The following is a 25,773-nucleotide window of genomic DNA, read 5'->3' as shown; positions in this document are numbered from 1 at the left end:
ATCATGCCGCAAGCAGCTATGAATGAACGTGTTTTTCAGAAGTCCGCCGCACCTGCCTCGGCTGGAGACACCACCCTTGCCAAATGTTTGAGGCCTAAAATATAGTTGCCTCATAACGAGGAAAGGAACGGCATGTCGGCACCCTTGGCGGGACAGCATGCGCTGGTGAGCGGTGGAGGACGCGGTATCGGCCGCGCCGTCGCCCGCGCCCTGCGCGAGGCCGGAGCCAGGGTGACCATCCTCGGGCGCAACGATGCCGTCCTGCAAGAGGCCGTGCTGGCGGGCGACGCCGATATCGGCCAGGCAGTCGACGTCACCGACGAGGCCGCGGTCGCGGAGGCGATGCGCGGGCTTTCCGCCGCCCATCCGTTCGACATCGTCGTCGCCAATGCCGGCGCGGTCGAGAGCGCCACCTTCCCGCGCAGCGACGCCGCCCTGTTCCGCCGCATGGTCGAGATCAACCTGATCGGCGCGGTGAACTGCTTCCGCCCGGCCCTGCCCGGCATGGTCGAGCGCGGCTCCGGCCGGCTGATCGCCATCGCCTCCACCGCCGGCCACCGCGGCTACGCCTATGTCAGCGCCTATGCGGCGGCCAAGCACGCGGTGATCGGGCTGGTGCGCTCGCTGGCGCTGGAGACCGCCCGCAGCGGCGTCACGGTCAATGCCGTGTGCCCCGGCTATACCGACACCGAGATGGTCGGAAAAGGGCTGACCACCATCGCATCCCGCACCGGCCGCACGCGCGACGAGGCGCTGGCCGAGCTGGTCCAGGCCAATCCGCAGCGCCGGCTGATCGAGCCGGCCGAGGTCGCCGCCGCCGTCATCAACCTGTGCAGCCCGACGAGCCGCGGCATCACCGGCCAGTCGGTGATGATCAATGGCGGGGAGTTCTGAGCATGGACATGCCGGCCGCCCAGCCGCTGGACCGCGAGAGCAAGGCGAGCGAGCGCCCTGCCGACCATAAGGACGAGTTGCGGCTCTGGCTGCGGCTTCTGACCTGCACCACGCTGATCGAGACCGAGATCCGCTCGCGCCTGCGCGAGGAATTCAAGACCACGCTGCCGCGCTTCGACCTGATGGCCCAGCTCGACAAGTCGACCACCGGCATGACGGTCGGCGAGGTCTCGCAGCGGCTGATGGTCTCCAACGGCAACGTCACCGCAGTCGTCGCCGGCCTGCTCGCCGACGGGCTGGTCGACAAGCGCCCGGCGGCACAGGACCGGCGCGTGCAGGTGCTGACGCTCACCGCCCAGGGCCGCCGCGCCTTCCGCGCCATGGCCGAGCGTCATGAGGACTGGGTGGCCGAGCTGATGGCGGGGCTCGACCAGAGCGAGATCGTGCAGCTCTTCCGGCTGCTCGGACAGACCAAGACCTCGCTTCACGAGGCGATCGGCCGGCGCCAGAGCCAGGCCCAGGCCCGCGCGGCCCAGGGAGACACCGCATGAGCAGCAGCGCCAACCCCGTATCCCTGCCGCTGTCGGGCTTCACGCCGGCGCATTTCGGCCTCTCGATCGCCGGCAAGGTCGCGACCGTGACGCTGAACCGGCCGGAGAAGAAGAACCCACTGACCTTCGAGAGCTATCGCGAACTCGGCGATTTCTTCCACGCCGCCCAGCGCGACGAGGCGATCAAGGCGATCGTGGTGACGGGGGCCGGCGGCAACTTCTCCTCCGGCGGCGACGTGTTCGAGATCATCGGCCCGCTGACCGAGATGGACACCAAGGACCTGCTCGCCTTCACCCGGATGACCGGCGAGCTGGTCAAGACGATGCGCGCCTGCCCGCAGCCGATCATCGCGGCGATCGACGGCGTTTGCGCCGGCGCCGGCGCGATCATGGCGATGGCGAGCGACCTGCGCTTCGGCACCGCCGGCACGAAGATCGCCTTCCTGTTCAACCGCGTCGGGCTGGCCGGCTGCGACATGGGCGCCTGCGCGATGCTGCCGCGCATCGTCGGCCAGGGCCGCGCCGCGGAGCTGCTCTATACCGGCCGCGTGCTGCGCGGCGAGGAGGCGGAGCGCTGGGGCTTCCTCAACCGCCTCGTCGCGCCGGAGGCTTTGCTGGCCGAGGCCGTCGCGCTGGCGGGCGAGCTCGCCGACGGCCCGACCTTCGGCAACGCCATGACCAAGCGCATGCTCGAAATGGAGTGGGCGATGTCGGTGGAGGCGGCGATCGAGGCCGAGGCCGTCGCCCAGGCGCTGTGCATGCAGACGGAGGACTTCCGGCGCGCCTACAGGGCCTTCGCCGAGAAGCGCCGCCCGGTCTTCGAAGGAAACTGAGATGATCGCGCGCGGCGACACGCTGGACTGGCCCTTCTTCGAGGCCCATCACCGCAGCTTCGCCGAGCGCCTGTCGGACTGGGCCGACGCGACGCTGCCCGGCCTGCCTCATGACGATGTCGACGCCGCCTGCCGCGCCCGCGTCCGGGCGCTCGGCGAGGCCGGCTTCCTGCGTGCCGCCGTGCCGTCGGCGCATGGCGGGCTGCATGAGCGCCTCGACGTGCGCACGCTCTGCCTCGCCCGCGAGACGCTGGCGGCGCGCGACGGGCTCGCCGATTTCTCCTTCGCCATGCAGGGGCTCGGCACCGGGCCGATCACGGTCGCCGGCGACGAAGCGATGCGCGCCCGCATCCTGCCCGCCGTCGCCCGCGGCGAGCGGATCGCCGCCTTCGCGCTCTCGGAAAAGGCCGCCGGTTCCGATGTCGCGGCGCTCGCTACCACCGCCACGCCGGACGGGGCCAGCCATGTCCGCATCGACGGCGAGAAGAGCTGGATCTCGAATGGCGGCATCGCCGACCATTACGTCGTCTTTGCCCGTACCGGCGAGGCGCCCGGCGCGCGCGGCCTTTCGGCCTTCCTCGTCGATGCCGACACGCCCGGCTTCGCCGTCACCGAGCGCATCGACGTGATCGCGCCGCACCCGCTGGCCTCGCTGCGCTTCGAAGGGTGCCGCGTGCCGCTGGCCAACCGCATCGGCGGCACCGGCGACGGCTTCAGGATCGCCATGGCGACGCTCGACATCTTCCGCTCGACGGTCGGCGCCGCGGCGCTGGGCTTCGCGCGGCGCGCCCTGCACGAGACGCTGGCGCATGCGGCGGGGCGCAAGCTCTTCGGCGGCACGCTCGGCGACCTGCAGCTCTCGCAGGCCGCGATCGCCGACAGCGCTGCCGAGGTCGATGCCGCCGCCCTGCTGGTCTACCGCGCGGCCTGGACCAAGGATCGCGGCGCCGCCCGCGTCACCCGCGAGGCGGCGCTGGCCAAGCTGGTCGCCACCGAGAACGCCCAGCGGGTGATCGACCGCGCGGTACAGATCCATGGCGGGCTCGGCGTGACGCGCGGCGTCAAGGTCGAGGAACTCTATCGGGAAATCAGGGCACTGCGCATCTACGAGGGCGCCAGCGAGGTCCAGAAGATCGTGATCGCCCGCGAGCTGCTGAAGGCGGCCGGCGCGGCGAAGGACGGCGGATAACCGTCGGCGACACCGCCCCGGGAGCCGCCGCACGGCGAGCCTTCCGGGATGGGGTAGCCGGCCCATGACAGGCAAAATTGCCAGGGGAACGCGATGACAGCCGCAGATGCCTCGCGGTCGGGCCATCGGGACAGCTTTGCGCGCGACAACCTGCCGCCGCGCGAGAGCTGGCCACGGCTCGACCTCGCCGCCGCCGGATTGGGCTATCCGGACCGGCTCAACGTGGTGACCGAGCTGGTCGACCGGCACGTCGCCGAGGGACGCGGCGGGCGCGATGCGGTGATCGGCCCGGCCGAGACCTGGAGCTATGCCGGGCTGGCCGAGCGGGTGAACCGGATCGCCAATGTGCTGACGCGCGATCTCGGCATGGTCACCGGCAACCGGGTTCTGCTGCGCGCCGGCAACACGCCGATGATGGTCGCGGCCTATCTCGCCGTGCTCAAGGCGGGCGGCATCGTCGTCGCCACCATGCCGATGCTGCGTGCCGGCGAACTGGCCTATCCGATCCGCAAGGCGCGGATCGGCCTGGCGCTGTGCGACGGCCGCATCGCGGGCGAACTCGAATCGGCACAACGGCTTGCGCCCGAACTCTCACGCATCGTCACATGGGGCGACGGCGCGCTCGAAGCGCTTATGGACCAGCCGGGCTATGAGCGCTTCGAGGCAGCCGACACCGCGCAGGACGATGTCTGCCTGATCGCCTTCACCTCCGGCACCACCGGCGAGCCCAAGGGCACGATGCACCTCCAGCGCGACCTGCTGGCGATCTGCGACAGCTATGGCGCCCGCGTGCTGCAGGCCACGCCCGACGACCGCTTCATCGGCTCGCCGCCGCTGGCCTTCACCTTCGGGCTCGGCGGCATCGTGCTGTTCCCGCTGCGGATCGGCGCGGCCTGCGTCCTGCCGGAGAAGACCTCGCCGCCGGACCTGATCGAGGCGATCGAGCGCTACCGCGCCACGGTCTGCTTCACCGCGCCGACTGCCTATCGCGCCATGCTGGCGCGGATGGAGGGCCGGGATCTGTCGAGCCTGCGCATCTGCGTCTCGGCCGGCGAGACCCTGCCCAAGGCGACCTTCGAGGCCTGGCAGGCGGCGACCGGGCTGCCGCTGATGGACGGCATAGGCGCCACCGAGATGCTGCACATCTTCATCGGCGCGCCCCGCGACAGGATCAGGCCGGGCTCCACCGGCCTGCCGGTTCCTGGCTACGAGGCGAAGATCGTCGACGAGACCGGCGCCGAGGTGCCGGACGGCGTGCCCGGCCGGCTGGCGGTGCGCGGCCCCACCGGCTGCCGCTATCTCGCCGACCCGCGCCAGGCCGCCTATGTCCGCGACGGCTGGAACATCACCGGAGACACCTATCTGCGCGATGCCGACGGCTATTTCTGGTATCAGGCCCGCTCGGACGACATGATCGTCTCGGCCGGCTACAACATCGCCGGCCCGGAGGTCGAGGCCTGCCTGCTTCAGCACGAGGCGGTGGCCGAATGCGGCGTGGTCGGCGCCCCTTGCGCCGAGCGCGGACAGGTGGTGAAGGCCTATGTCGTGCTGCGCGAGGGCTTCGTGCCAGACGACGCGCTCGCCAGGACGCTGCAGGAACACGTCAAGGCGACGATCGCGCCCTACAAGTACCCGAGGGCCGTCGCCTTCGTGACAAGCCTGCCCAAGACCACGACCGGGAAGCTCCAACGCTTCGCACTGCGCGAGATCGCGCGCGACGAGGCGACGGCTGCCCCTTAACCCAGACCGAAAGACGACAGGAAACGCCATGAGCAGCGGCGCGCCGCCCCAAGCCCCGACCACCTCGCCGGGGGCCCGCCCGGTCCTGCCGGAAGGCTGGCCGCAGCCCCGCGGCTACGCCAACGGCATGATCGCCGAGGGCCGGCTGCTGGTGACGGGCGGCCTCGTCGGCTGGAACGAACAGGGCGTCTTCGCCGAGGGCTTTCTCGCGCAGATCGGCCAGACCTTCGCCAATATCAGGGCGGTGGTCGAGGCCGGCGGCGGGCGCGTCGAGGATATCGTGCGCCTGACCTGGTACGTCACCGACATCGAAGCCTATCGCTCCTGCCTCTCGGAGCTCGGCCCGGTCTACCGCGCCCATTTCGGCCGGCACTTCCCCGCCATGGCGGTGGTCGCCGTCTCGGCGCTGGTCGAGCCGGCCGCGCTGGTCGAGATCGAGGCGACGGCGGTCATCCCGCGCTGACAGCGGGAACCTTCCCGCGCGGCGCCACGTTTGTCTCCCGCAGGGGCGCAGCCGGCAACGGCGGTCGCCCCGAGATGGACGAGCGAGGGGAGGCCTATGACGAATACTCAGGACAGCCCGGCGGTGAAGAGCCTGCGCAAGGAGCAGCAGGCGCAGAAGCAGGCCGGGGCCAAGTCGGCCGACAAGGAACTCGACAAGGCGCTGGCCGACAGCTTTCCGGCGAGCGACCCGGTCGCCCCGGCGACCCCGACCAAGGCCGGCGCGCCCAAGGAGCGGCGCGGCTGACCACCGGCGTAGCGCAGAACAGTACGAAACGAAGAAGCCCGGAGGACGTCCTCCGGGCTTCCTGTTTATGGCTGGATGGCTCGTGAGCTGGCAGCGGCGCTGCGCGCCACGAGCCTCACCACATGTCGAGGGCGACGCGGGCCTCGTCCGACATGCGCGACTGATCCCAGGGCGGGTCGAAGGTCATGTTGACCGTGACGCCCGAGACGCCGCCGACCGTGCCGACCGCGTTCTCGACCCAGCCGGGCATCTCGCCCGCGACCGGGCAGCCCGGCGCCGTCAGGGTCATGTCGATGCTGACATGGCGATCGTCGGCGATGTCGACGCGGTAGATCAGGCCGAGCTCGTAGATGTCGGACGGGATCTCCGGATCGTAGACGGTCTTGAGGGCCGCCACGATATCGTCGGTCAGGCGGTCGATCTCCTCGGGCGGCAGGCCGGAACTGGCGCCGAGAGTCGGCTGGTTCGGCTTCAGGTCGTCGGCAACTCTGTCGGTCATGATGAGTGTTCCATCCGGCGCGAGCCCGCTCAGGAGAAGAGCGTCTCGGCCTTTCGCAGGGCTTCGACCAGTGTATCGACTTCGGCGAGCGTGTTGTAGAGCCCGAAGGACGCACGGCAGGTGGAGGTCACGCCATATCGCGCCAGCAGCGGCATGGCGCAATGGGTGCCCGCCCGCACCGCGACGCCAGAGCGGTCGATGACGGTGGCGACGTCGTGGGCATGCGCGCCCTTCATCTCGAAGGAGACGATCGAGCCCTTGTCACGGGCGGTGCCGATGAGGCGGATCGCGTTCATCTCGCCGAGGCGCTGCATGGCGTAGCGCGTCAGCTCGGCTTCGTGGGCGGCGATGTTCTCCAGGCCGAGCGCCATCATGTAGTCGAGCGCCGCGCCGAGCCCGACCGCTTCGATGATCGCCGGCGTGCCGGCCTCGAAGCGATGCGGCGGATCGTTATAGGTGACCGCGTCCTCGCTGACGGTGACGATCATCTCGCCGCCGCCCTCATAGGGCGGCAGCTTGTCCAGCCATTCCCGCTTGGCCCAGAGGATGCCGGAACCGGTCGGCCCATAGGTCTTGTGGCCGGTGAAGGCGTAGAAGTCGCAGCCCAGCGTCTGCACGTCGATCGGCATGTGCACCGCGCTCTGCGAGCCGTCGACGACAAGCGGGATGCGGTAGCTCTGGCAGATGCGCGCCACCTCCGCGATCGGCACGATGGTGCCGATCGCGTTCGACATGTGCGTCATCGCCACCACCTTGGTGCGCGGCGTGATAAGCTTCTCGAACGCGTCGAGGAGGAAGTTTCCGTCCTCGTCGACCGGCGCCCATTTGATCACGGCGCCATGGCGCTCGCGCCAATAGTGCCAGGGCACGATGTTGGAATGGTGCTCCAGGATCGAGAGGATGATCTCGTCGCCTTCCTGGATGCGCAGATGCCGCCCCAGCGAGGAGGCGACGGTGTTCAGCGCACCGGTGGAAGAGCGCGTGAAGACGATCTCCTCGAGATGGGCGGCGTTGAGGAAGCGGCGCGCGCTTTCGCGGGCCGCCTCATAGGCCTCGGTCGAGGCGTTGGCGAGATAGTGCAGCCCGCGATGGACATTGGCATAGTCCTCGCGCATCAGCCGCGTCATCGCCGCGATCACCGCCTCGGGCTTCTGGGCCGAGGCGGCGTTGTCGAGATAGGTCAGAGGCTTGCCATAGACCTCGCGGGAGAGGATCGCGAAATCCTTCCGGACGGTCTCGACGTCGTAGGGCTTCGCGATCGTGCTCATCTCAACCCTTAGCAGCCGGCGCGGCGGGACGATCGGCCACGAGCTGGCCGGCATGGCCCCAGTCCTCGCGGTTGATCTCCTGGATCACGATATGCGTGTTCTGCGGGTTCTTGCCGAGCACGCGCACCAGCGTCTCGGTGAACTCCTTGACCACCTGGGCCTTCTGCTCGCGCGTCACGCCGGCGGTGATCTGCAGGTTCACATAGGGCATCAGGCGGCTCCGGACTTGGGAGCGGCGCCGCGCTGGGCCAGCCAGGCGTCGATCTCGCGGCCGATGATCTCGCGCACGCTTTCGTCGCCGACGAATTCGGTGACCTCGCCAACGAAGGCGGCCAGGACGAGCGATTCCGCCACCGGCCGCGGCAGGCCGCGCGCCATCAGGTAGAAGAGCTGCTCGGAATCCATCTGGGCGACGGTCGCGCCATGGCCGCAGACCACGTCGTCGGCGAAGATCTCGAGTTCCGGCTTGTTGTACATGGTCGCGCCCTCGTTGAGGAGCAGCGCGTGGCTCTTCATGCCGCCATCCGTCTTCTGCGAGTGCGGGCGGACGATGACCTTGCCCTGGAAGACGCCGGTGCCCTCGCCTTCGGCGATGGTCTTGAACAGCTCGCGGCTTTCGCCATGCGCCGCGGCGTGGTCCATGACCAGCGTGACGTCGCAATGCTCGCGGCGGCTGAGCAGGTTGATGCCGCGCAGCGCCGCATTGCTGTGCTCGCCGGCATAGCGCACGAAGCTCTGCTGGCGCAGCACGCCGCAGTTCACCGCCAGCGCCACCGAGGCGAAGTTCGCCTCCTTGCCGATCTCGACGATCAGCGACTGGACCTGGACGGTCTCGGCCCGCTGGCGCGTGACGATGCGGACATGCTGGACCTCGGCCCCGTCGGCGACGGAGAAGGCCAGCGCCTGGTTGTTCTGCGTCGGGCTGGGCCCGAGGCTCTCATGTACCTCGACCACGGCAACCTTGGCGCCGGCGCCGACGACCACGCGCGAGCGCGAGACGATGGCGGCCTCGCGCGCGCCCGAGCCGAGCGACAGGATCAGCAGCGGCTGCGCCAGCGCGACGCCGGGTGCCACCTCGATCAGCACGCCGTCGCTCGCGAAGGCGGCATTCAGCATCAGCGCGCTGTCGTCGCGCGCGATCTCCGGCAGGTCGAAAGCCGCGGCGAAGGCGTCTGGCGCCTGGGCCAGCGCCTCGGACAGGCTGCGCACGGTCACGCCCTCGGGCAAGCCCTGCAGGTCGGAATCGGCGGCACTGAACCAGCCGTCGATCAGCACGAGGCGGGGCCCCGAGATCGTCTGGAGCGCCAGCCGATCGGCGATCGCCTGCGGCCGCTCGCCGGCCTGGGCCGGCGGCATGGCCTCGCGCAGCATCGAGCGCAGATCGGTATAGCGCCAGGATTCCAGGCGGCGATTGGGCAGGCCGCGCGCCTCGAAACCGGCGAAGGCCTCGTCACGCAGCCTGGCGACGGCACCGGCGCCCGGAAGGGTCGCCTTGGCCTGGGCGAACTGCTGGGAGAGCTGCTGCTCCGCAGCCGTCTTCAACGGAGTGACCACGGCCATCACGCGGCCTCGGTGTAGGACGCGTAGCCGCTCTTCTCGAGCTCGAGCGCCAGGTCCTTGCCGCCGGTCTTCACGATGCGGCCCTTCGACATGACGTGCACGGTGTCGGGCACGATATGGTCGAGCAGGCGCTGGTAGTGGGTGATGACCAGGAAGCCGCGGTTCTTGTCGCGCAGCGCGTTGACGCCGTCGGCGACGATGCGCAGGGCGTCGATGTCGAGACCCGAGTCGGTCTCGTCGAGGATGCACATGGACGGCGCCAGCAGCGCCATCTGCAGGATCTCCATGCGCTTCTTCTCGCCGCCGGAGAAGCCGACATTGAGCGGGCGGCGCAGCATGTCGCGAGCGATGCCGAGCTTGTCGGCGGCCGCGTTGACCTGGCGGATGAAGTCCGGCGTCAGCAGCTCGGCCTCGCCGCGCGCCTTGCGCTGGGCGTTCATCGCCGCCTTCAGGAAGGTCATGGTGGCGACGCCGGGGATCTCCAGCGGATACTGGAAGGCGAGGAAGACGCCGGCGGCGGCGCGCGCATCGGCTTCCATCTCCAGGATGTTCTCGCCGTTGAGCAGGATCTCGCCGTCGAGGACCTCATAGTCCTCCTTGCCGGCGATGACGTAGGAGAGCGTCGACTTGCCGGAGCCGTTCGGCCCCATGATCGCGGCGACCTCGCCATCGTTCACGGTGAGGTTGAGCCCGTTGAGGATCTGCTTGTCCTCGTCGGCGATCTTGACGACCAGATTGCGGATTTCGAGCATTGTCAGTGTTCCATTCTGCTGAAGATGCTCGGGCTAGGCCCGACCATGACGCGCTTCATCCCGGCGCCATGCCCGGGCTCGGCCCGGGCATCTCGAAAACGATCGATCGGATCAGCCCACAGAGCCTTCGAGGGAGATGGTGATCAGCTTCTGCGCCTCGACGGCGAACTCCATCGGGAGCTCCTGCAGGACCTCCTTGACGAAGCCGTTGACGATCAGCGCCACCGCCTCCTCCTCGGAGAGCCCGCGCTGCTGGCAATAGAAGAGCTGGTCCTCACCGATCTTCGAGGTGGTCGCCTCGTGCTCGAAGATCGCGGTCGCGGTCTTCGCCTCGATATAAGGGATGGTGTGGGCGCCGCACTGGTCGCCGATCAGCAGCGAGTCGCAATTGGTGAAGTTGCGCGCGCCGGTCGCCTTGCGGTGGGCCGAGACGATGCCGCGATAGGTCGAATCCGACTTGCCGGCAGCGATGCCCTTGGCGATGATCTTCGAGGTGGTGTTTTTGCCGAGGTGCAGCATCTTGGTGCCGCTGTCGACCTGCTGGGCGCCGTTCGACACCGCGATCGAGTAGAACTCGCCGCGCGAGCCGTCGCCGCGCAGGATGCAGGACGGGTACTTCCAGGTGATCGCCGAGCCGGTCTCGACCTGCGTCCACGAGATCTTCGAGTTCCGGCCGCGGCAGTCGCCGCGCTTGGTCACGAAGTTGTAGATGCCGCCCTTGCCCTCGGCGTCGCCGGGGAACCAGTTCTGCACGGTGGAATACTTGATCTCGGCATCGTCGAGCGCGACCAGTTCGACCACCGCGGCGTGCAGCTGGTTCTCGTCGCGCTTGGGCGCCGTGCAGCCTTCGAGATAGCTCACATAGGCGCCCTCGTCGGCGATGATCAGCGTGCGCTCGAACTGGCCGGTGTTCTGCTCGTTGATGCGGAAATAGGTCGAGAGCTCCATCGGGCAGCGCACGCCCTTGGGCACGTAGACGAAGGAGCCGTCGGTGAAGACCGCGCAGTTGAGGGTGGCGAAGTAGTTGTCCGTCACCGGCACGACGCTGGCGAGGTACTTCTTCACCAGCTCGGGATGCTCGCGGATCGCCTCCGAGATCGAGCAGAAGATGACGCCGGCCTTGGCCAGCTCCTCCTTGAAGGTCGTCACCACCGAGACGGAATCGAACACGGCGTCGACGGCGACGCGGTTCTCGGGCGCCACGCCGGCCAGGATCTCCTGCTCGCGCAGCGGGATGCCGAGCTTCTCGTAGGTTTCGAGGATCGCCGGGTCGACCTCGTCGAGCGACTTCGGCGAATCGCCCGTCTTCGGCGCCGCGTAATAGTAGAGGTCTTGATAGTCGATCGGCGGGTACTGGACGCGCGACCATTTCGGCTCGGTCATGGTCTGCCAGCGCCGGAAGGCGTCGAGGCGCCATTCCAGCATCCATTCCGGCTCCTGCTTGCGGGCCGAGATGTAGCGGACGGTGTCCTCGGTCAGGCCCTTGGCGGGCTTGTCGACCTCGACCTCGGTGACGAAGCCGTATTTGTACTCGGTCACGTCGATCGACTTGACCTGATCGATGGTCTCCTGGACCGCTGCCATGTCTGCACTCCTGTCGCGGGTTCAAGGCCCGCCGGTTCGGTCTTCGTGTTGCGGCTCGCGTCAGGCGGCGACCTGGGCGCTCCGGTTCGGTGTCGCGGCCAGCGCTTTCGCGTAGGCCGTCAGAAACGCGTCGATGTCCGCCTCCGAGGTGCTCCATCCGAGCGACGCGCGCAAGGCCCCTTCGCTCATGGCCGGGTCTACTGCCATGGCGTCGAGCACATGGGAACGCCGGACCTTGCCCGACGAACAGGCCGAGCCGGAGGAGAGCGCGACGCCGGCGAGATCGAGCATGATCAGCGCGGTCTCGGCCTTCACGCCCGGCGTGGCGAACGCGCTAGTGTTGGGAAGGCGCGCGGCTCCGCGGCCGAAGACCACGCTGTCGGGCGCCAGGGCGAGCACGCCGGCCTCCAGACGGTCGCGCAGGCCGGACAACCGCGCGGATTCGCGCGCCTGCGCCTGTTTCGCCTCGCTCGCGGCGACGCCGAAGCCGACGATGCCGGCGACGTTCTCGGTGCCCGCCCGCCAGCCACGCTCCTGCCCGCCGCCGCGTAGCAGCTTGCCCGAGAGCTCCAGCGCGCCGCTACGGAACACCACGGCGCCGACGCCCTTCGGCCCGCCGAGCTTGTGCGCCGAGAGCGTCAGCATGTCGGCGCCGAGCGCCTCGATGTCGAGCGCGAGCTTGCCGGCGGCCTGCACCGCGTCGGAATGAAGCAGGGCGCCGTGAAGGCGCACGATCGCCGCCGCCTCGGCCAGGGGCTGGACGACGCCGGTCTCGTTGTTGGCGAGATGGATCGAGACCAGCGCGCGCTCGCCCGGCCGTTCCTGCGCGAAGCGAGCCAGCCTCTTCGCGAGCCAGCCCAGATCGACCACGCCCTGCGCGTCGACGGGAATCGCCTCGGCCTGCCCGGCCGGGAACCGGTGGCCGTCGTGCACGCAGGCATGCTCGGTCGCGGCATGGAAGAGCGTGGTGACCGGCGCGCGGATGCAGTCGCGCGCGCCGCTGCAATCGCTGAGGCCGGGCGCGAGCACGAGCGCGTTCGCCTCCGTGCCACCGCTGGTGAAGACGACATTCGCCGCGCGGGTGCCGCACAAGGCCGCGACGGCCTCGCGGGCGGCCTCCATGGCGCCGCGCGCCGCGCGGCCCTCGGCATGGACGGAGGACGGGTTGCCCGGCATCTGCAAGGCACGCAGCATGGCCTCCGCCACGGCCGGGCGAACCGGAGTCGTGGCGTTGTGGTCCAGATAGCTGCGCGTCACCGCGAACACCGGTCTTTCCGCTCCCGTTTCCCTGCGCCGCCTTTGGCCTCCGGCACGAAATGCTTGAAATCGCACCCCGCCGCCGTGCTATAGCCGCGCGTCCGTGCCGCGATGCCCGGAGCGGCAAGCGGCGAGACGCCCTTCCGTTCCGGTCTTGTTCACGGCCATTAGAACCATTCTAAGCGCCTGATTTAGGGTGCGAGCGGCGTAGCCGTCAAGGGCGGGCGGGCCTGCGGACCTCGGTCCGGCACGGCTCCAACCGGTTTTTCGGCGGCGAGGCCGAGCAAGAGGCGAGAGCAGATGCCCGAGGTGATCTTCAATGGACCGGCCGGCCGTATCGAAGGCCGCTACCAGCCCGCCAAGAAGCGGGGCGCGCCGCTGGCGATCATCCTGCACCCGCACCCGCAGTTCGGCGGGACGATGAACAACCAGATCGTCTACAACCTGTTCTACACCTTCGTGAATCGCGGCTTCTCGGCGCTGCGCTTCAACTTCCGCGGCGTCGGCCGCAGCCAGGGCCAGTTCGACCATGGCGCCGGCGAGCTCTCGGACGCGGCCGCCGCGCTCGACTGGATGCAGGCGCTCAATCCCGAAGCCAAGAGCTGCTGGATCTCCGGCGTCTCCTTCGGAGCCTGGATCGGCATGCAGCTGCTGATGCGCCGCCCGGAGATCGAGGGATTCCTGTCGATCGCCGCGATGGCCAACCGCTACGATTTCTCCTTCCTGGCGCCCTGCCCTTCCTCGGGCCTGTTCGTGCACGGCTCGGAAGACCGCGTCGCGCCGGTCAAGGAGGTCATGGCCGTCATCGAGAAGGTGAAGACCCAGAAGGGCATCCAGATCGAGCACGCTGTGGTCGAGGGCGCCAACCACTTCTTCGACGGCCGCGTCGAGCAGCTGATGGAGCAGGTCGGCACCTATCTCGACGAGAAGGTCGGACCCGAGATCCTCAAGACCGAGCAGGAACAGGCCTGAGCACCAGCGCGCGCCGGTTCGCTGCCGTGGCGGGCCGGTGCGTCAGGCAGACGACCTTGCGACCAGCCGAGACGTGGATGGTCGGGCCAAGCCCGGCCATGACGCGAACACCGTGACGCGAACACCGCCAAACCATCGAGCCCCGTCATGACCGCCTTCAAGTCCGACTTCCTGCGCACCCTCGACGAGCGCGGCTTCATCCACCAGATCTCCGATCCGGAGGGGCTGGACGCCCGGGCCGCCAAGGGGCCGATCGCTGCCTATATCGGCTACGACGCCACGGCGAGCTCGCTCCATGTCGGCCATCTGATGCAGATCATGATGCTGCACTGGATGCAGGAGACCGGCCACAAGCCAATCGCGCTGATGGGCGGCGGCACCACCATGGTGGGCGACCCCTCCTTCAAGGACGAGGCGCGCAAGCTGCTCGGCGTCGAGGATATCGCGGAGAACCTGGCGGGCATCCGCAAGGTGTTCTCGCGCTATCTCGACTTCGACGGCGCGGCCAGCATGGTCAACAATGCCGACTGGCTGCTAGGGCTGAACTATCTCGAATTCCTGCGCGATGTCGGCCGGCACTTCTCGGTCAACCGCATGCTGTCCTTCGACAGCGTGAAGCTCAGGCTCGACCGCGAGCAGTCGCTGTCCTTCCTCGAGTTCAACTACATGATCCTGCAGGCCTACGACTTCGTCGAGCTGAACCGGCGTACCGGCTGCATCCTGCAGATGGGCGGCTCCGACCAGTGGGGCAACATCGTCAACGGCATCGACCTCGGCCATCGCATGGCCGACGTCCAGCTCTACGCCCTGACCTCGCCGCTGCTCACCACCGCCTCCGGCGCCAAGATGGGCAAGACCGCGTCGGGCGCCGTCTGGCTCGATGCCGAGCTGCTGCCGGTGTTCGAGTTCTGGCAGTACTGGCGCAATACCGAGGACGCCGATGTCGGCCGCTTCCTCAAGCTGTTCACCAAGCTGCCGATGGGCGAGATCGCGCGGCTCGCGGCGCTGGGCGGCGCCGAGATCAACGAGGCCAAGAAGGTGCTCGCCACCGAGGTCACGGCGCTGCTGCACGGCCGCGAGGCCGCGGACGCCGCTGCCGAGACCGCGCGCAAGACCTTCGAGGAAGGTGCCACCGCGCAGGACCTGCCGAGCATCGACGTGCCGGCTGCCGAACTCGATGCCGGCCTCGGCGTGCTCAGCGCCTTCGTCAGCGCCGGCCTCGTGCCGTCGACCGGCGAGGCCCGCCGACAGGTCAAGGCGGGCGGCCTGCGCGTCAACGACGTTCAGGTCGGCGACGAACGCGCGACGCTGACGACGGCCAATCTCGTCGACGGCGCGGTGAAGCTCTCCTTCGGCAAGAAGAAGCACGTGCTGCTGCGGCCCGTCTGAGGCCTGCCCTCCGGCGCCCTCGGGCGCCGGCCCTGCTCATGGACTGAAACGGACCAGTGCCGCCGGCCTCAGGGCCGCGCGGGGCGCGGCGGTGGCATCGGCGCAGGCGCCTGCTGCGGGGCGGGCACGGTCGCGGCGGGCGCGTTCTGCCCGAGCGGCGCGCCGCCGAGGGGATCGACGAAGCGCCGCAGGATGCCGGGCGCGATCGCCGAGAGCGGGTTGATCGTCATGGTCGGCGCGCTAGCCGCGCCCGATATGCGGAAATTGACGGCGAAGAGCCCGCCATGCTGTCCGCCGCCGCCCAGGATCATGCCGACGATCGGCACCTGCGCGAAGGCATTGTTGAAGGCGTAGCCCGGCACGAAGGTGCCGCCGATATCGACGCGGTCGCGGCCGTAATCGACGCTGCCCTTGATGGTGAAGCCGACCTGCTGGCCCCAGAGCACCGCGTCGCGGATGTCGATGCGGCTGTCGCTGCGGGTGAATTCGGCGCGCATCTTGGTGAATGGCACCTCGCTGACATCGACGCGCGCCTGCGGCTGCGCCGGGTCGGTGCGGTCGAAGGCCTGGGCGCGGCTCTGCGAGGCCGTGACGCGGCGCAGCGCCGGCTCGTCGCGCACCACGAAATTGCGCATCATCAGGTCGCCGTCCTGGCTGGCGCCATCGCCGAGCTGCAGCACGAGGTCGCCGCCATAGGCCCGGCGGTAGAGATCCAGGAAGCGCAGGGTCGCGCCGCCATTCTCCGATTGTAGCAGCAGGATCGTCGCGGCGCCGGCCTGCTTGACCTGCCTGAGGCTGATATCGGCCTTGCCGATGCGCCCGCCGAAGGCGACCGAGCGGATCGTCCCGCCGCGGCGCGAAAGCTTGAGCTGGGCGTTGCCGATCGCCTCGTTGTTGAAGCCGGTCAGGATCGGCACGTCGAGATCGATCTCGATATCCGGGCCGGCAGGCTCGGGCGCACGGGCGCGGCCACGCGCCGCGGCCCGCGCCGGCGTCGGGGCCGAGACCAGGTCGCGGATGAAGGGCCTGGCGTCGAGCACCGCGCCGCGCACGGTGATCTTCGTCGCCGAGCCGTCGCGCTGGATGTCGACCTTGCTGAGATTGTCGCCCGGCGACAGGCGCAGCTGCGTCAGCGAAGCGCTTTCGAAGGCGTTCTGCTTGTCGAGCGAGACCCGCCCCTTCACCAGCACCGGCGCGGCGTCGATGGTCAGGTCCTCGATATCGGGACCGTCCTTGTCGGCGACATAGGTGAAGCTCGCGCGGCCGGGGCGCCCGGCCGGCTTGGTGAAGCCGGGGATGGCGCCGGCGATCGCGGCGCGGGTCAGGTCGAGCTCGATGCGGGGCGGCGCCTCCGGCGTGCGGCCGAGCGGCTGCAGCACCTTGACCTGCACCGGGCCGCTGATGCCGGCTTCCGGGCCGATGCCGCGGCGCTGGCGCGCGGCGTTGTCGAGCGTCATCGTCAGGCCGGCTTCGCCGCGCCCCTTGGCGTCCTGGCGCAGTTCGATCGCGCCGCGCTCGCCGCCGACGCGCCCCTCGCCGCGGATGGTGAGCTGGCCGCGATCATAGGTCATGGCGAGATTGCCGCCCTCGAGCTTCTCGGTGCCGAGCAGCGTGTCGGAGGCAATATTGGTCAACTGGCCCGTGCTCTCGATCTGCACATCCTCGAAGCTGACATCGTTGACCAGCGGCAGGGCGATCCGGCTGGTCAGATCCACCGTGCCGCGCAGCGCCGCGGCATCGGCCTTCAGCGGCGCATGATCGCGCAGGGCCGGGAAGGCGAAGAGCGCCATCAGCGCATCGGCGGTGCCGGTGCCGCGGAATCCGACCTTGGCGTCCGGGCGCTTGGCCCAGGTGTCGGCCACGGAGAAGCTGCCCTCGGAGAGCGTGAGGAAGCGCCCCTCGCCGAGCTGGGCCCGCGCCTGCGGGATGACGAGTTGGGCGGTGCGCCCTGTCGCGTTGCCCTCGACGCGCGCCTCCACCAGCAGCGGCAGGCCGGGATCGGGCTGGAAGCTGACGCCCGAGCTCTTCAAACGGACCGCGACGGCATCATCGTCCATGCCCAGCCCGCGGTCGAGCCGCTCCGACGCTTCGTGCGTCATCGTCAGCGCGACATCGATCTCCTCGATGTGGCCGCCCTTCAGCATTTCGGTGAGCGCGGCGTGCAGGTCCGGCGAGGTCACGGCAGGCCACACCGCCAGCGCGGTGCGCATGTCGGTGTCGACTGCGCGCAGGCGCAGGGCGTGCGAGCCCTTGCCGTCGACCCGCCTGCCCTCGCCGGTGCCGACGACGTTGAGGCCCGGCCCGGTCAGCGCCAGATGGGTGATGCGCAGCTCGCCGAGCGCCGGCTCGACCTCGAAGCGCCCGTCCAGCCTGTCGATGGTGACCGGCTTGTCGTGCTCATCCACGCCGGCGAGCTGTCCGGCGCCGTCCAGCGCGACACGCCAGATGCCGTTCTCGTTGCGGGCCTCGCCCTTCGTGCTCAGCTTCGTCGCCCCGGCGGACAGCTCCATCGCGAGGATGCGCACGGAGGCCATGCCGTCATCGCTGGCGAGGTCCAGCTTCGCCCCGTCGACGGCGAAGGGCTTCATCTCCGAATTGGGAATGTCGATCGTGCCCGGCGCCACCGTCACGCTCATGCCGATGCGGCGCTGGCCCTGGGGGGTCTGCGTCAGCGAGATCCTGCCGCCGAGCGCCAGCCCGTCCAGCGTCACGCGGGTGTTGCCGAAGGCGAGCGCCACGGCTTCCGACGGCTCGAAGCGGCGGATATCGACCACGGCGCTGCGCGAGCCGTCCGGCGCGCTGCTGACGTCGATGCCGAGATCCTTCCAGCGGCTGCCATGGCGGCCGCGCAGGTTCAGCCGTGCCACGCCGTTGCCGGCACGCTCCAGGGAGATGTCGACATCCTCCAGGCCGGAGCGCTGGTTGCCGCGCGGATCGACCAGCGCGACCCGCGCCCCGGCGATGCCGGCGCGCTCCAGCGAGCCAAGCAGGCCGTCGCTCGCCGCAAGGATGCCGATCGCATTCATCACGCCGGCGAAGGCGTCCCAGTCGGCGGGGTCGCCGACGACGGGCGTGCTCGCCGGGGCAGCAGGCTCGGCGTTCTGCTCGAGCACGAGCGCGCCGTCCTGTCTCACGCCGAGCTTGATGTCGACGCCGCGCAGATCGAGCGAGACCAGCCGGATGTCGCCGCGCAGCAGCGAGATCGGATCATAGCCGAGGAAGGCCTCGGGCGCCTGGAAGGAGGCGCCACCAGTATGGCGGAACAGGAGATGGCGGGCGCTGAGCCGGGCATGGCCGCCCTTGCGCTCGAGCTGGGCCTGGCCGACCGAGACCTGCCAGTTCGGGCCGAGCCGCTCCTCGATCGTCGAGGAAATGCGGCCTTCGAGGCCCGAGAGCGGAATGAAGCCGTTCACCAGCAGCACCGCACCGGCGAAGACCAGGGTGACGATGGCGACGGTGACGGCGACGGCGATCGTGACGATGCCCTTCCAGGCCCGCTTCACGACGATCGAGGCCTCGCTGGCCGGTTCGCCGGCCTGCGGAAGTGCCGGGCTATGCCTGCCGTCTTCGCTCAACGATGCGATCGCTCTCTTCGTGGGTTGCGGACGAACCGGCCGTCGCGGGCCGCAGACTCAACCGTTCCGCGAGGAACGCCCGAACCGGCCACGATCGTAACCGATTCGGCGACGCCGCGTTCCATGCTCTCTGGCGCGAGGCGCGGCAGGCCCCTATGTGATAGCCAGCCCTTGGGGGGCGATCTCGACCAAAGGAAGGCGGACATGGTCCTGAACGAAGGCAGCGCGGCCCCGGATTTCACGCTCCCGCTCGCGGGCGGCGGCACCCTGACCCTTTCCGCGCTGAAAGGGCGGAAAGTCGTCCTCTATGCCTATCCGAAGGACGACACCTCGGGCTGCACCAACGAGGCGCTGGACTTCACGCGCCTGCGCAAGGCCTTCGCCGCCGCCGACACGGTGATCGTCGGCATCTCGCCGGATTCGGTCGCGCGGCACGATCGCTTCAAGGCGAAGTACGCGCTCGACATCGACCTCGTCGCGGACGAGGAACACACGGTGCTGGAGGCCTATGGCAGCTGGGTCGAGAAGAGCATGTACGGCCGCAGCTATATGGGCGTGGACCGCAGCACCTTCCTGATCGATCGCGACGGCAAGATCGCCCGCATCTGGCGCAAGGTGAAGGTCAAGGGCCACGCCGAAGAGGTTCTGCTCGCCGCCGAGGCGCTATAGGGCGCCCCACGCCGGCCGGCACGCAGTGTTGGCCGGCACCCTGCTCCGTGCCGGTCAGCCCGCCCGCGCCAGCAGCGACGCGTCGCCATAGGAGTAGAAGCGGTAGCCGTCGGCGATCGCGTGGGCATAGGCGCGCTGCATCGTCTCCAGGCCGGAGAAGGCCGAGACCAGCATGAACAGCGTCGAGCGCGGCAGGTGGAAGTTCGTCATCAGCAGGTCGACCGCCCGGAAGCGGTAGCCCGGCGTGATGAAGATCGCCGTATCGCCCGAGAAGGGCCGCAGCACGCCGTCCTCGCCCGCCGCGCTTTCGAGCAGCCTGAGCGAGGTGGTGCCCACGCAGACGATGCGCCCGCCCTGCGCCTTGACCGCGTTGAGCGCCTCGGCCGTCGCCGGCGAGACGGTGCCCCATTCGGCATGCATGCGGTGATCGTCGGTATCCTCCGCCTTCACCGGCAGGAAGGTGCCGGCACCGACATGCAGCGTCACGAAATGCCGCGAGACGCCGCGCGCCCCCAGCGCCGCGAACAGCTCCGGGGTGAAGTGCAACCCTGCGGTCGGAGCGGCGACGGCGCCTTCCTCGCGGGCATAGGTCGTCTGGTAGTCGGCGGCGTCGGCCGAATCCGTCGCGCGCTTGCCGGCGATATAGGGCGGCAGCGGCAATTCGCCGAGCCGGGCGATGGCCTCGTCGAGATAGGCGCCGGCGAGCGAGAAGCGCAGCAGCACCTCTCCCCCTTCGCCCTTTTCCTCCACCATCGCGCGCAAGCGCATCAGCTCGCAGGCATTTCCGGCGCCGTCCGTATCGAAGACCACATCCTCGCCGAGCGCGATCTTCTTGGCCGGCCGCGCGAAGGCGCGCCAGAGATCGGCCTCCTCGCGCTTGTGCAGCATGATCTCGATGCGCGCCGCGCTCTCGCCGCGATGGCGCCGACCGTAGAGCCTGGAGGGGATCACCTTGGTGTCGTTGAGCACCAGCGCGTCGCCCGGCCGCAGCAGGCCGACCAGGTCGCGCACGCCGCGATCGGCGAGTTCCGGCTCGGTGCCGGGCGTGACCACGAGCATGCGCGCCGCATCGCGCGGGCTGGCCGGCCTGAGCGCGATCCGCTCCTCGGGCAGTGCGAAATCGAAGAGGCCGACATCCATTGCGCCGCGAGGCTCCGCTGGCACTGCGCGTGGCCCTACGGCCGCGCCGAAACGACATATCCCGGGACGACTGGCGCCGACCCGGGATCGAGCGCGTGACCCGCGAGGTCACGCTGCAGGGCTGGCCGCGCGGGCCGGCCCTGCCGGTTCGGACGACGCTCAGGCGTCGGCCATCACCTTCATCGAGACGATCGAGTCGGGATCGCGCACGGGCTCGCCGCGCTTGATGCGGTCGACATTGTCCATGCCTTCCACGACCTCGCCCCAGACGGTGTACTGCTTGTCGAGGAAGCGGGCGTCGTCGAACACGATGAAGAACTGGCTGTTGGCCGAGTTCGGGTTCTGGGCGCGGGCCATCGAGCAGACGCCGCGCACATGCGGCTCGGCGTTGAACTCGGCCTTCAGGTCCGGATAGCTCGAGCCGCCGGTGCCGGTGCCGTGCGGGCAGCCGACCTGGGCCATGAAGCCGTCGATGACGCGATGGAAGACGATGCCGTCATAGAAGCCCTCGCGCGCGAGCAGCTTGATGCGCTCGACATGGCCGGGGGCGAGGTCGGGACGCAGCTTGATGACCACGCGGCCCTTGGTGGTCTCCATGACGATGGTGTTTTCGGGATCGAGCGACATCAGGGCTCTCTTTCGCTGTTCGGCGCGTGGCCGTTGAAATGAATGATGATCGGGCGGCCTGCGATAACCTCTCCCAACCGGGCAGACAACCTCAGCGGCGTGCATCGCCTGATCGCGGCCGCCGCGGCGGCATCGAAGACCGCGTCGCGGCCGGAGATCACGCGCGGCTGCCCGAAGAGCGTGCCGTCGCGGCGCAGGCTGAAGCGCACACGCGCCGAACCGACGCCCTCGCCGCCGCCGGGCGGCGACCAGCAGGCCCGGATCGCGGCGCCGATCTGCGCCGCGTCATCGACCTCGCCGGCCGGGGCCGGCGGGGTCGAGGCGTCGATGGTGCTGGTGAACCCGCCCTCGACGCCGCCGCGCGGGCCGCGCCCGGGCGAACGGCGACCATCCTCGCCGAAGGGACCGCCGACGCCCGGGACATAGCGCTGGCCGGAGGGCGGCGGCAGGGCCGGATATTGCGACCCCGAGGGCGGCGGCAGAACCGGGTTCTGCGAGCCCGAAGCCGGCGGCAGGCCGAGATCGCGCGTCTGCTGCGCGAGCGCGGCCGAGGCCAGCAGGCATAGTCCCCCCGCGAGGACCGCGGCGCGGCGCATCGCGCGCCTACTTCGCGTCCGCCAGCAGGCGCATGCTGATGATCTTGTCGGGGCTCGACACCATGCCGCCCTGGCCGGAGCCCTTCTTGATCTTGCGGACCGCGTCCATACCGGAGACGACCTCGCCGAACAGGGTGTACTGGCCGGTCAGCGGGCCGCAGCCCTCATAGCAGATGAAGAACTGCGAGTTCGCCGAATCCGGCGAGGAGGAGCGGGCCATGCCGACCGAGCCGACCTTGTAGGGCGTCTGGGTGAATTCCGCAGGCAGGTTCGGCAGCTGGGACTTGCCGGTGCCGGTGCCGGTCGGATCGCCGGTCTGGGCCATGAAGCCGTCGATGACGCGATGGAAGACGATGCCGTCATAGAAGCCCTGCTTGGTCAGCGCCTTGATCTGCGCGACATGCTTGGGGGCGAGGTCGGGCCGCAGCCGGATCGTGACCTTGCCGTCCTTGGTCTCGAGCACGACGGTGTTCTGCGGATCGAGCTGCGCCTGGGCTTGCGCGGGCAGGCCCGCGAGGCCGAAGGACGCGGAAAAGACAAGGGCTGCGAACAGCTTGCGGTGCATCGTCATCATCTCCTGGCCATCGGACCGGCCCGAGGCTCCGGCCTTCCGACTAGCGGTATCCTTTGGCCGGAACAAGGCATGCCGCAGAGGCGAGGAGAATGATATTGCACTGCACAAGAGCACTTTGGAACTATTGTGCAAAAACTTCGGGCCTGACGTGCCTAAACAGGTGACAAGCCCAATCTGATCGGCTAGTCATGATCTCGCTGGCTCGCCCGACCATCAATTGACGGGTGACGCGGACCAGGTCTCGGGAGGAACAAACGCCCGCCTAGTATTGACGAGCACCCCTTCAGCAATGGCGTGCCGATACTGCGGTAAAAAAACAGACTTCCAAGGCAAGGCGAAAGCCTTGCCTTTTGTTTTGACGTTTATCTCATCACGCGACTGAAAACGGTTACTTGGTACGCCCCGGCCGCGGCGTGCGTTCCCCTGCGCCCTGCCCCCGCTCAGATGTCCAGCCAGGTCCACATATACCAGACGAACACGAAGACGATGCTCGCGACGATCGTGGTCGCGACGACCTTCTTCCGGAGCCCGGGCACATGCGGCGCGCCCGGCTCCGAGCCGCGCACCACCTCGCCGGCCTCGACCTGGCTGCGGACACCGAAGGGCAGCACCGCGAAGAGCACGGTCCACCAGATCACGAAATAGACTGCGATGCCGCCGCCGATGCTCATGCCGCGTCCTCCCCCTCAGACCTGCTCGAGCTCGACCAGCGCGCCGCAGAAATCCTTGGGGTGCAGGAACAGCACCGGCTTGCCATGCGCGCCGATGCGCGGCTCGCCCGAGCCGAGCACCCGCGCGCCCGACGCCTTGAGCCGGTCGCGCGCCGCCAGGATGTCCTCGACCTCGTAGCAGATGTGGTGGATGCCGCCATCGGGATTGCGCTCGAGGAATTTGGCGATCGGCGAATCGGCGCCCATCGGCTCCAGCAGCTCGATCTTGGTGTTCGGCAGCTCGACGAAGACCACGGTCACGCCGTGATCGGGCTCGGGCTGCGGCTGCGAGACCCGGGCGCCCAGCGTATCGCGATACAGCGCGGTCGCGGCCGCGAGGTCCTTCACGGCGATGGCGACGTGGTTCAGGCGTCCGATCATGGCAGGTCTCCGCTGGGGCGCCCAACCGGTACGCCGTGCGGCGGCGGAAGGAAAGGCCGCGGCGCCGCTGCGCGATGTCACAGCGGCGCGGAACCGGCGGTCGGCGCAGCAGGGCCGCGCGTCTTGCCATTTCCGGGAGGCGATGCGCTAATCCGTGCCGGGACCGGCCGTTCGCGCCGGCTCGCGGGCACAGGGGCCGACAGAGCCGCCCGCACCATTTGGGAGGATTTCGATGCTCAGAACCGCCTGGCTGGGCGCGCTCGCGCTCGCCACTTTCGTCCAGTTCGCGCCCGCCGCCCCGGCACAGGCCCAGGCCTGGCCGCAGAAGCCGATCAGCTTCATCGTGCCCTTCCCCGCCGGCGGCGGCACCGATGCCTTCGCCCGGCCGCTCGCCGCGCAGATCGAGGCGCAGCTCGGCCAGCGCGTGCTGGTCGACAATCGCGCAGGGGCCGGCGGCACGGTCGGCGCCTCCGCGGCCGCCAAGGCCGAGCCGGACGGCTACACCTTCTTCATCGGCGCTGCGCACCATGCCATCGCGCCCGCGCTCTATCCCAAGCTCGACTACGATATCCTGACCGACTTCATCCCGATCGGCATCGTCTCGCAGCCGCCGCAGGTCGTCGTCGTCCATCCGGGCAAGGTCGAGGCCAAGACCCTGATGGAGCTGATCGAGTACGGCCGCAAGAATCCCGACAAGCTGAACTACGGCTCGGCCGGCAACGGCACGACGCACCACCTCGCCGGCGAGCTGTTCAAGATCCTCTCCAAGGCCAACTTCACCCATGTGCCCTATCGTGGCGCCGGGCCGCTGATGCAGGACCTCATCGCCGGCCAGGTCGACCTCGCCTTCGACGGGCTCGGCTCCTCCGCCGCACAGATCTCCGGCGGCAAGCTGCGCGCGCTGGCCGTGGCCTCCGCCAAGCGCAACCCGGCGATCCCGGACGTGCCGACCGCTGCCGAAGCCGGGCTGCCGGGCTACGAGGTCTCGACCTGGTATGCGATGTGGGCGCCGAAGAACACGCCCGCCCCGATCGTCCAGCGCATGCAGGACGAGCTGAAAAAGGCGCTGGCCTCGAAGATGATCGGCGATGTCTGGGCCAAGAACGGCTCGGAAATCCCCGATGTCTACGGCGCGAGCTTCGCCGCCTTCGTCAAGGCGGAGGTCGACCGCTGGGGCAAGGTGGTCAAGGAAGCCGACGTCCGGGCCAACTGACCCGGAGCAACGCGCGGGGCGCGAAGGGTCAAGCCGACCTGCCGCCCCGCGATCCGCCGCGACCGGTCGCCGTCGCGCCGGCTCAGACGCTGTCTTCGTCCGCTGCGTCGACGATGCGGCGGGCGATGGCCATGGCGAAGCCGGCGCGCAGCAGCATGCCGAGCTGGCGCTGGCGATCACGCTCGCGGCCTGGCGGCGTCCAGGGGCCGATCCGGCGGCGGCGCGCCGCGATCAGCGCAGCCGCCAGTTCCTCCGCCTCGCCGCCGGACACCGTCGCCGCGACGAGCTCGCGCGCCACGCCCTTCGCCGCCAGACCGGCCGAGACGGCCCTGGCCGAGCGGCCCTTGCGCCGCAGCGTCGCGGCGCGCGCCTGGGCGAAGCGGGCATCGTCGACCAGCCCCGAGCGGATGCAGCCCGCGACGATCTCGGCGACGACCGGCTCGAAGCTGGCCGGGTCCTGCCCGTGATGGCGGCAGCTGCGCGCTACGCGCCGGCTCAGCACGCTCCTGAGCTGCTCGGCCGAGCTGGAATAGCGCTGGAGATAATAGAGCGCCGCCCGGCGCAGGCGGTCGGCGGTGACCGGCTTCGGCGCCGGCCGCTCGCGACGGGGCGGCGCCTCAGTCATCCCCCGGCTTCCCGCTGCGCAGGCTCTTCACCTTGCCGCGCTTGGCCTTGGAGGCAAGGCGTCGCTGCTGCGAGCCATAGGTGGCGCGGGTCGGCCGCCGCGGCTTGTCGCGATGCGCCGCCTCGCGCAGGATCGCCAGCAGGCGCTCGAGCGCATCGGCGCGGTTGCGCAGCTGGTCGCGGAAGCGTTGCGCCACGATGACGATGACGCCGTCCTGCGTCATCCGCCGCCCGGCGACCGCCGGCAGCCGCGCCCGCACATGCTCCGGCAGCTCGGCCGCGGCGGCGTTGAAGCGCAGCTGCACCGCCGAGGAGACCTTCTGGACGTTCTGCCCGCCCGGACCGGAGGCGCGCACGAAGCTCTCCTCGATCAGGCCCTCGTCGATCGCGATGGACGGCGTCACTTGAATCATGGGAGGACGCTATAG

The 25,773-nt window shown here is 69.5% G+C and carries 27 protein-coding genes; 11 read left to right on the top strand and 16 right to left on the bottom strand.

Annotated features, from left to right (window positions below; genetic code table 11):
- The first annotated feature begins 132 nt into the window (after window positions 1-132).
- The 7 genes from ABE438_RS13470 to ABE438_RS13440 all read left to right on the top strand — a co-directional run bounded on the left by ABE438_RS13470 (window position 133) and on the right by ABE438_RS13440 (window position 5,955).
- Window positions 133-894, top strand: a complete 762-nt coding sequence (locus tag ABE438_RS13470) for an SDR family NAD(P)-dependent oxidoreductase (RefSeq protein WP_346503140.1) — start codon at window positions 133-135, stop codon at window positions 892-894.
- Window positions 895-902: 8 nt separating this feature from the next.
- Window positions 903-1,445 carry a MarR family winged helix-turn-helix transcriptional regulator gene (locus ABE438_RS13465; protein ID WP_346503197.1) on the top strand — a complete coding sequence of 181 codons (543 nt, stop codon included), beginning with the start codon at window positions 903-905 and terminating at the stop codon, window positions 1,443-1,445.
- A complete protein-coding gene (locus ABE438_RS13460) occupies window positions 1,442-2,278 on the top strand; it encodes an enoyl-CoA hydratase family protein (protein ID WP_346503139.1) in 837 nt (278 codons plus the stop codon). Before ABE438_RS13465 ends, ABE438_RS13460 begins: the two co-directional genes overlap by 4 nt.
- Window position 2,279: 1 nt before the next feature.
- Complete coding sequence (locus ABE438_RS13455) at window positions 2,280-3,467, top strand: acyl-CoA dehydrogenase family protein (protein WP_346503138.1); 1,188 nt, start codon at window positions 2,280-2,282, stop codon at window positions 3,465-3,467.
- A 93-nt stretch (window positions 3,468-3,560) separates the two neighbouring features.
- On the top strand, window positions 3,561-5,207 hold the full coding sequence (locus ABE438_RS13450; RefSeq protein WP_346503137.1) for a benzoate-CoA ligase family protein: 1,647 nt from the start codon (window positions 3,561-3,563) through the stop codon (window positions 5,205-5,207).
- 28 nt (window positions 5,208-5,235) lie between these two features.
- Window positions 5,236-5,670 carry a RidA family protein gene (locus ABE438_RS13445; protein WP_346503136.1) on the top strand — a complete coding sequence of 145 codons (435 nt, stop codon included), beginning with the start codon at window positions 5,236-5,238 and terminating at the stop codon, window positions 5,668-5,670.
- 96 nt (window positions 5,671-5,766) lie between these two features.
- A complete protein-coding gene (locus ABE438_RS13440; protein WP_346503135.1) occupies window positions 5,767-5,955 on the top strand; it encodes a hypothetical protein in 189 nt (62 codons plus the stop codon).
- Window positions 5,956-6,070: 115 nt separating this feature from the next.
- Here ABE438_RS13440 and ABE438_RS13435 read toward each other — a convergent pair whose 3' ends face one another.
- From ABE438_RS13435 to ABE438_RS13405, 7 genes are all read right to left on the bottom strand, one after another.
- Window positions 6,071-6,454, bottom strand: a complete 384-nt coding sequence (locus tag ABE438_RS13435) for an SUF system Fe-S cluster assembly protein (RefSeq protein WP_346503134.1) — start codon at window positions 6,452-6,454, stop codon at window positions 6,071-6,073.
- A gap of 29 nt (window positions 6,455-6,483) precedes the next feature.
- Complete coding sequence (locus tag ABE438_RS13430; protein WP_346503133.1) at window positions 6,484-7,722, bottom strand: cysteine desulfurase; 1,239 nt, start codon at window positions 7,720-7,722, stop codon at window positions 6,484-6,486.
- A 1-nt stretch (window position 7,723) separates the two neighbouring features.
- A complete protein-coding gene (locus ABE438_RS13425) occupies window positions 7,724-7,933 on the bottom strand; it encodes a tautomerase family protein (RefSeq protein WP_346503132.1) in 210 nt (69 codons plus the stop codon).
- Window positions 7,933-9,282, bottom strand: coding sequence for a SufB/SufD family protein (locus tag ABE438_RS13420; protein WP_346503131.1), 1,350 nt, complete (start codon window positions 9,280-9,282; stop codon window positions 7,933-7,935). Before ABE438_RS13420 ends, ABE438_RS13425 begins: the two co-directional genes overlap by 1 nt.
- Complete coding sequence (sufC, locus tag ABE438_RS13415; RefSeq protein WP_346503130.1) at window positions 9,282-10,034, bottom strand: Fe-S cluster assembly ATPase SufC; 753 nt, start codon at window positions 10,032-10,034, stop codon at window positions 9,282-9,284. Before sufC ends, ABE438_RS13420 begins: the two co-directional genes overlap by 1 nt.
- Window positions 10,035-10,145: 111 nt before the next feature.
- On the bottom strand, window positions 10,146-11,618 hold the full coding sequence (gene sufB, locus ABE438_RS13410; protein ID WP_346503129.1) for a Fe-S cluster assembly protein SufB: 1,473 nt from the start codon (window positions 11,616-11,618) through the stop codon (window positions 10,146-10,148).
- 60 nt (window positions 11,619-11,678) lie between these two features.
- A complete protein-coding gene (locus ABE438_RS13405) occupies window positions 11,679-12,884 on the bottom strand; it encodes a cysteine desulfurase family protein (RefSeq protein WP_346503128.1) in 1,206 nt (401 codons plus the stop codon).
- A 291-nt stretch (window positions 12,885-13,175) separates the two neighbouring features.
- Here ABE438_RS13405 and ABE438_RS13400 point away from each other — a divergent pair, with 291 nt between their 5' ends.
- Together ABE438_RS13400 and tyrS are read left to right on the top strand one after the other, a co-directional pair.
- Window positions 13,176-13,847, top strand: coding sequence for an alpha/beta hydrolase (locus tag ABE438_RS13400; RefSeq protein ID WP_346503127.1), 672 nt, complete (start codon window positions 13,176-13,178; stop codon window positions 13,845-13,847).
- Window positions 13,848-13,994: 147 nt separating this feature from the next.
- Window positions 13,995-15,236: a tyrosine--tRNA ligase gene (tyrS, locus tag ABE438_RS13395; protein ID WP_346503126.1), complete on the top strand. Its 1,242-nt coding sequence runs from the start codon at window positions 13,995-13,997 to the stop codon at window positions 15,234-15,236.
- Between the two features lie 68 nt (window positions 15,237-15,304).
- On the opposite strand, the gene ABE438_RS13390 is transcribed toward tyrS, so the two are convergent.
- Complete coding sequence (locus ABE438_RS13390) at window positions 15,305-18,811, bottom strand: hypothetical protein (RefSeq protein WP_346503125.1); 3,507 nt, start codon at window positions 18,809-18,811, stop codon at window positions 15,305-15,307.
- A gap of 204 nt (window positions 18,812-19,015) precedes the next feature.
- On the opposite strand from ABE438_RS13390, the gene ABE438_RS13385 reads away from it, so the two are divergent.
- Window positions 19,016-19,480, top strand: a complete 465-nt coding sequence (locus tag ABE438_RS13385; RefSeq protein ID WP_346503124.1) for a peroxiredoxin — start codon at window positions 19,016-19,018, stop codon at window positions 19,478-19,480.
- A gap of 54 nt (window positions 19,481-19,534) precedes the next feature.
- On the opposite strand, the gene queA is transcribed toward ABE438_RS13385, so the two are convergent.
- From queA to mce, 6 genes are all read right to left on the bottom strand, one after another.
- Window positions 19,535-20,620, bottom strand: a complete 1,086-nt coding sequence (queA, locus tag ABE438_RS13380) for a tRNA preQ1(34) S-adenosylmethionine ribosyltransferase-isomerase QueA (protein WP_346503123.1) — start codon at window positions 20,618-20,620, stop codon at window positions 19,535-19,537.
- A 159-nt stretch (window positions 20,621-20,779) separates the two neighbouring features.
- On the bottom strand, window positions 20,780-21,247 hold the full coding sequence (locus ABE438_RS13375; RefSeq protein WP_346503122.1) for a peptidylprolyl isomerase: 468 nt from the start codon (window positions 21,245-21,247) through the stop codon (window positions 20,780-20,782).
- A complete protein-coding gene (locus ABE438_RS13370) occupies window positions 21,247-21,843 on the bottom strand; it encodes a hypothetical protein (RefSeq protein ID WP_346503121.1) in 597 nt (198 codons plus the stop codon). Before ABE438_RS13370 ends, ABE438_RS13375 begins: the two co-directional genes overlap by 1 nt.
- A gap of 7 nt (window positions 21,844-21,850) precedes the next feature.
- A complete protein-coding gene (locus tag ABE438_RS13365; RefSeq protein ID WP_346503120.1) occupies window positions 21,851-22,408 on the bottom strand; it encodes a peptidylprolyl isomerase in 558 nt (185 codons plus the stop codon).
- Between the two features lie 449 nt (window positions 22,409-22,857).
- On the bottom strand, window positions 22,858-23,088 hold the full coding sequence (locus ABE438_RS13360; protein ID WP_346503119.1) for a DUF1467 family protein: 231 nt from the start codon (window positions 23,086-23,088) through the stop codon (window positions 22,858-22,860).
- A gap of 15 nt (window positions 23,089-23,103) precedes the next feature.
- Complete coding sequence (gene mce, locus ABE438_RS13355; protein ID WP_346503118.1) at window positions 23,104-23,508, bottom strand: methylmalonyl-CoA epimerase; 405 nt, start codon at window positions 23,506-23,508, stop codon at window positions 23,104-23,106.
- A gap of 232 nt (window positions 23,509-23,740) precedes the next feature.
- Between mce and ABE438_RS13350 the strand changes: the two genes are divergently transcribed.
- Window positions 23,741-24,721: a Bug family tripartite tricarboxylate transporter substrate binding protein gene (locus ABE438_RS13350; protein WP_346503117.1), complete on the top strand. Its 981-nt coding sequence runs from the start codon at window positions 23,741-23,743 to the stop codon at window positions 24,719-24,721.
- Window positions 24,722-24,803: 82 nt separating this feature from the next.
- Here ABE438_RS13350 and ABE438_RS13345 read toward each other — a convergent pair whose 3' ends face one another.
- Both ABE438_RS13345 and arfB read right to left on the bottom strand, forming a co-directional pair.
- Window positions 24,804-25,346 carry a regulatory protein RecX gene (locus ABE438_RS13345; RefSeq protein ID WP_346503116.1) on the bottom strand — a complete coding sequence of 181 codons (543 nt, stop codon included), beginning with the start codon at window positions 25,344-25,346 and terminating at the stop codon, window positions 24,804-24,806.
- Complete coding sequence (gene arfB / locus ABE438_RS13340) at window positions 25,339-25,758, bottom strand: alternative ribosome rescue aminoacyl-tRNA hydrolase ArfB (protein ID WP_346503115.1); 420 nt, start codon at window positions 25,756-25,758, stop codon at window positions 25,339-25,341. The genes ABE438_RS13345 and arfB overlap by 8 nt, the downstream gene beginning before the upstream one ends.
- Window positions 25,759-25,773 lie beyond the last annotated feature (15 nt).

Source organism: Allobosea sp. TWI1241 (genome assembly GCF_039673065.1).
Taxonomy (GTDB): domain Bacteria; phylum Pseudomonadota; class Alphaproteobacteria; order Rhizobiales; family Beijerinckiaceae; genus Allobosea.
The sequence above is the reverse complement of the archived record's forward strand: the minus strand, read 5'-3'. Positions and strand labels throughout refer to the sequence as shown.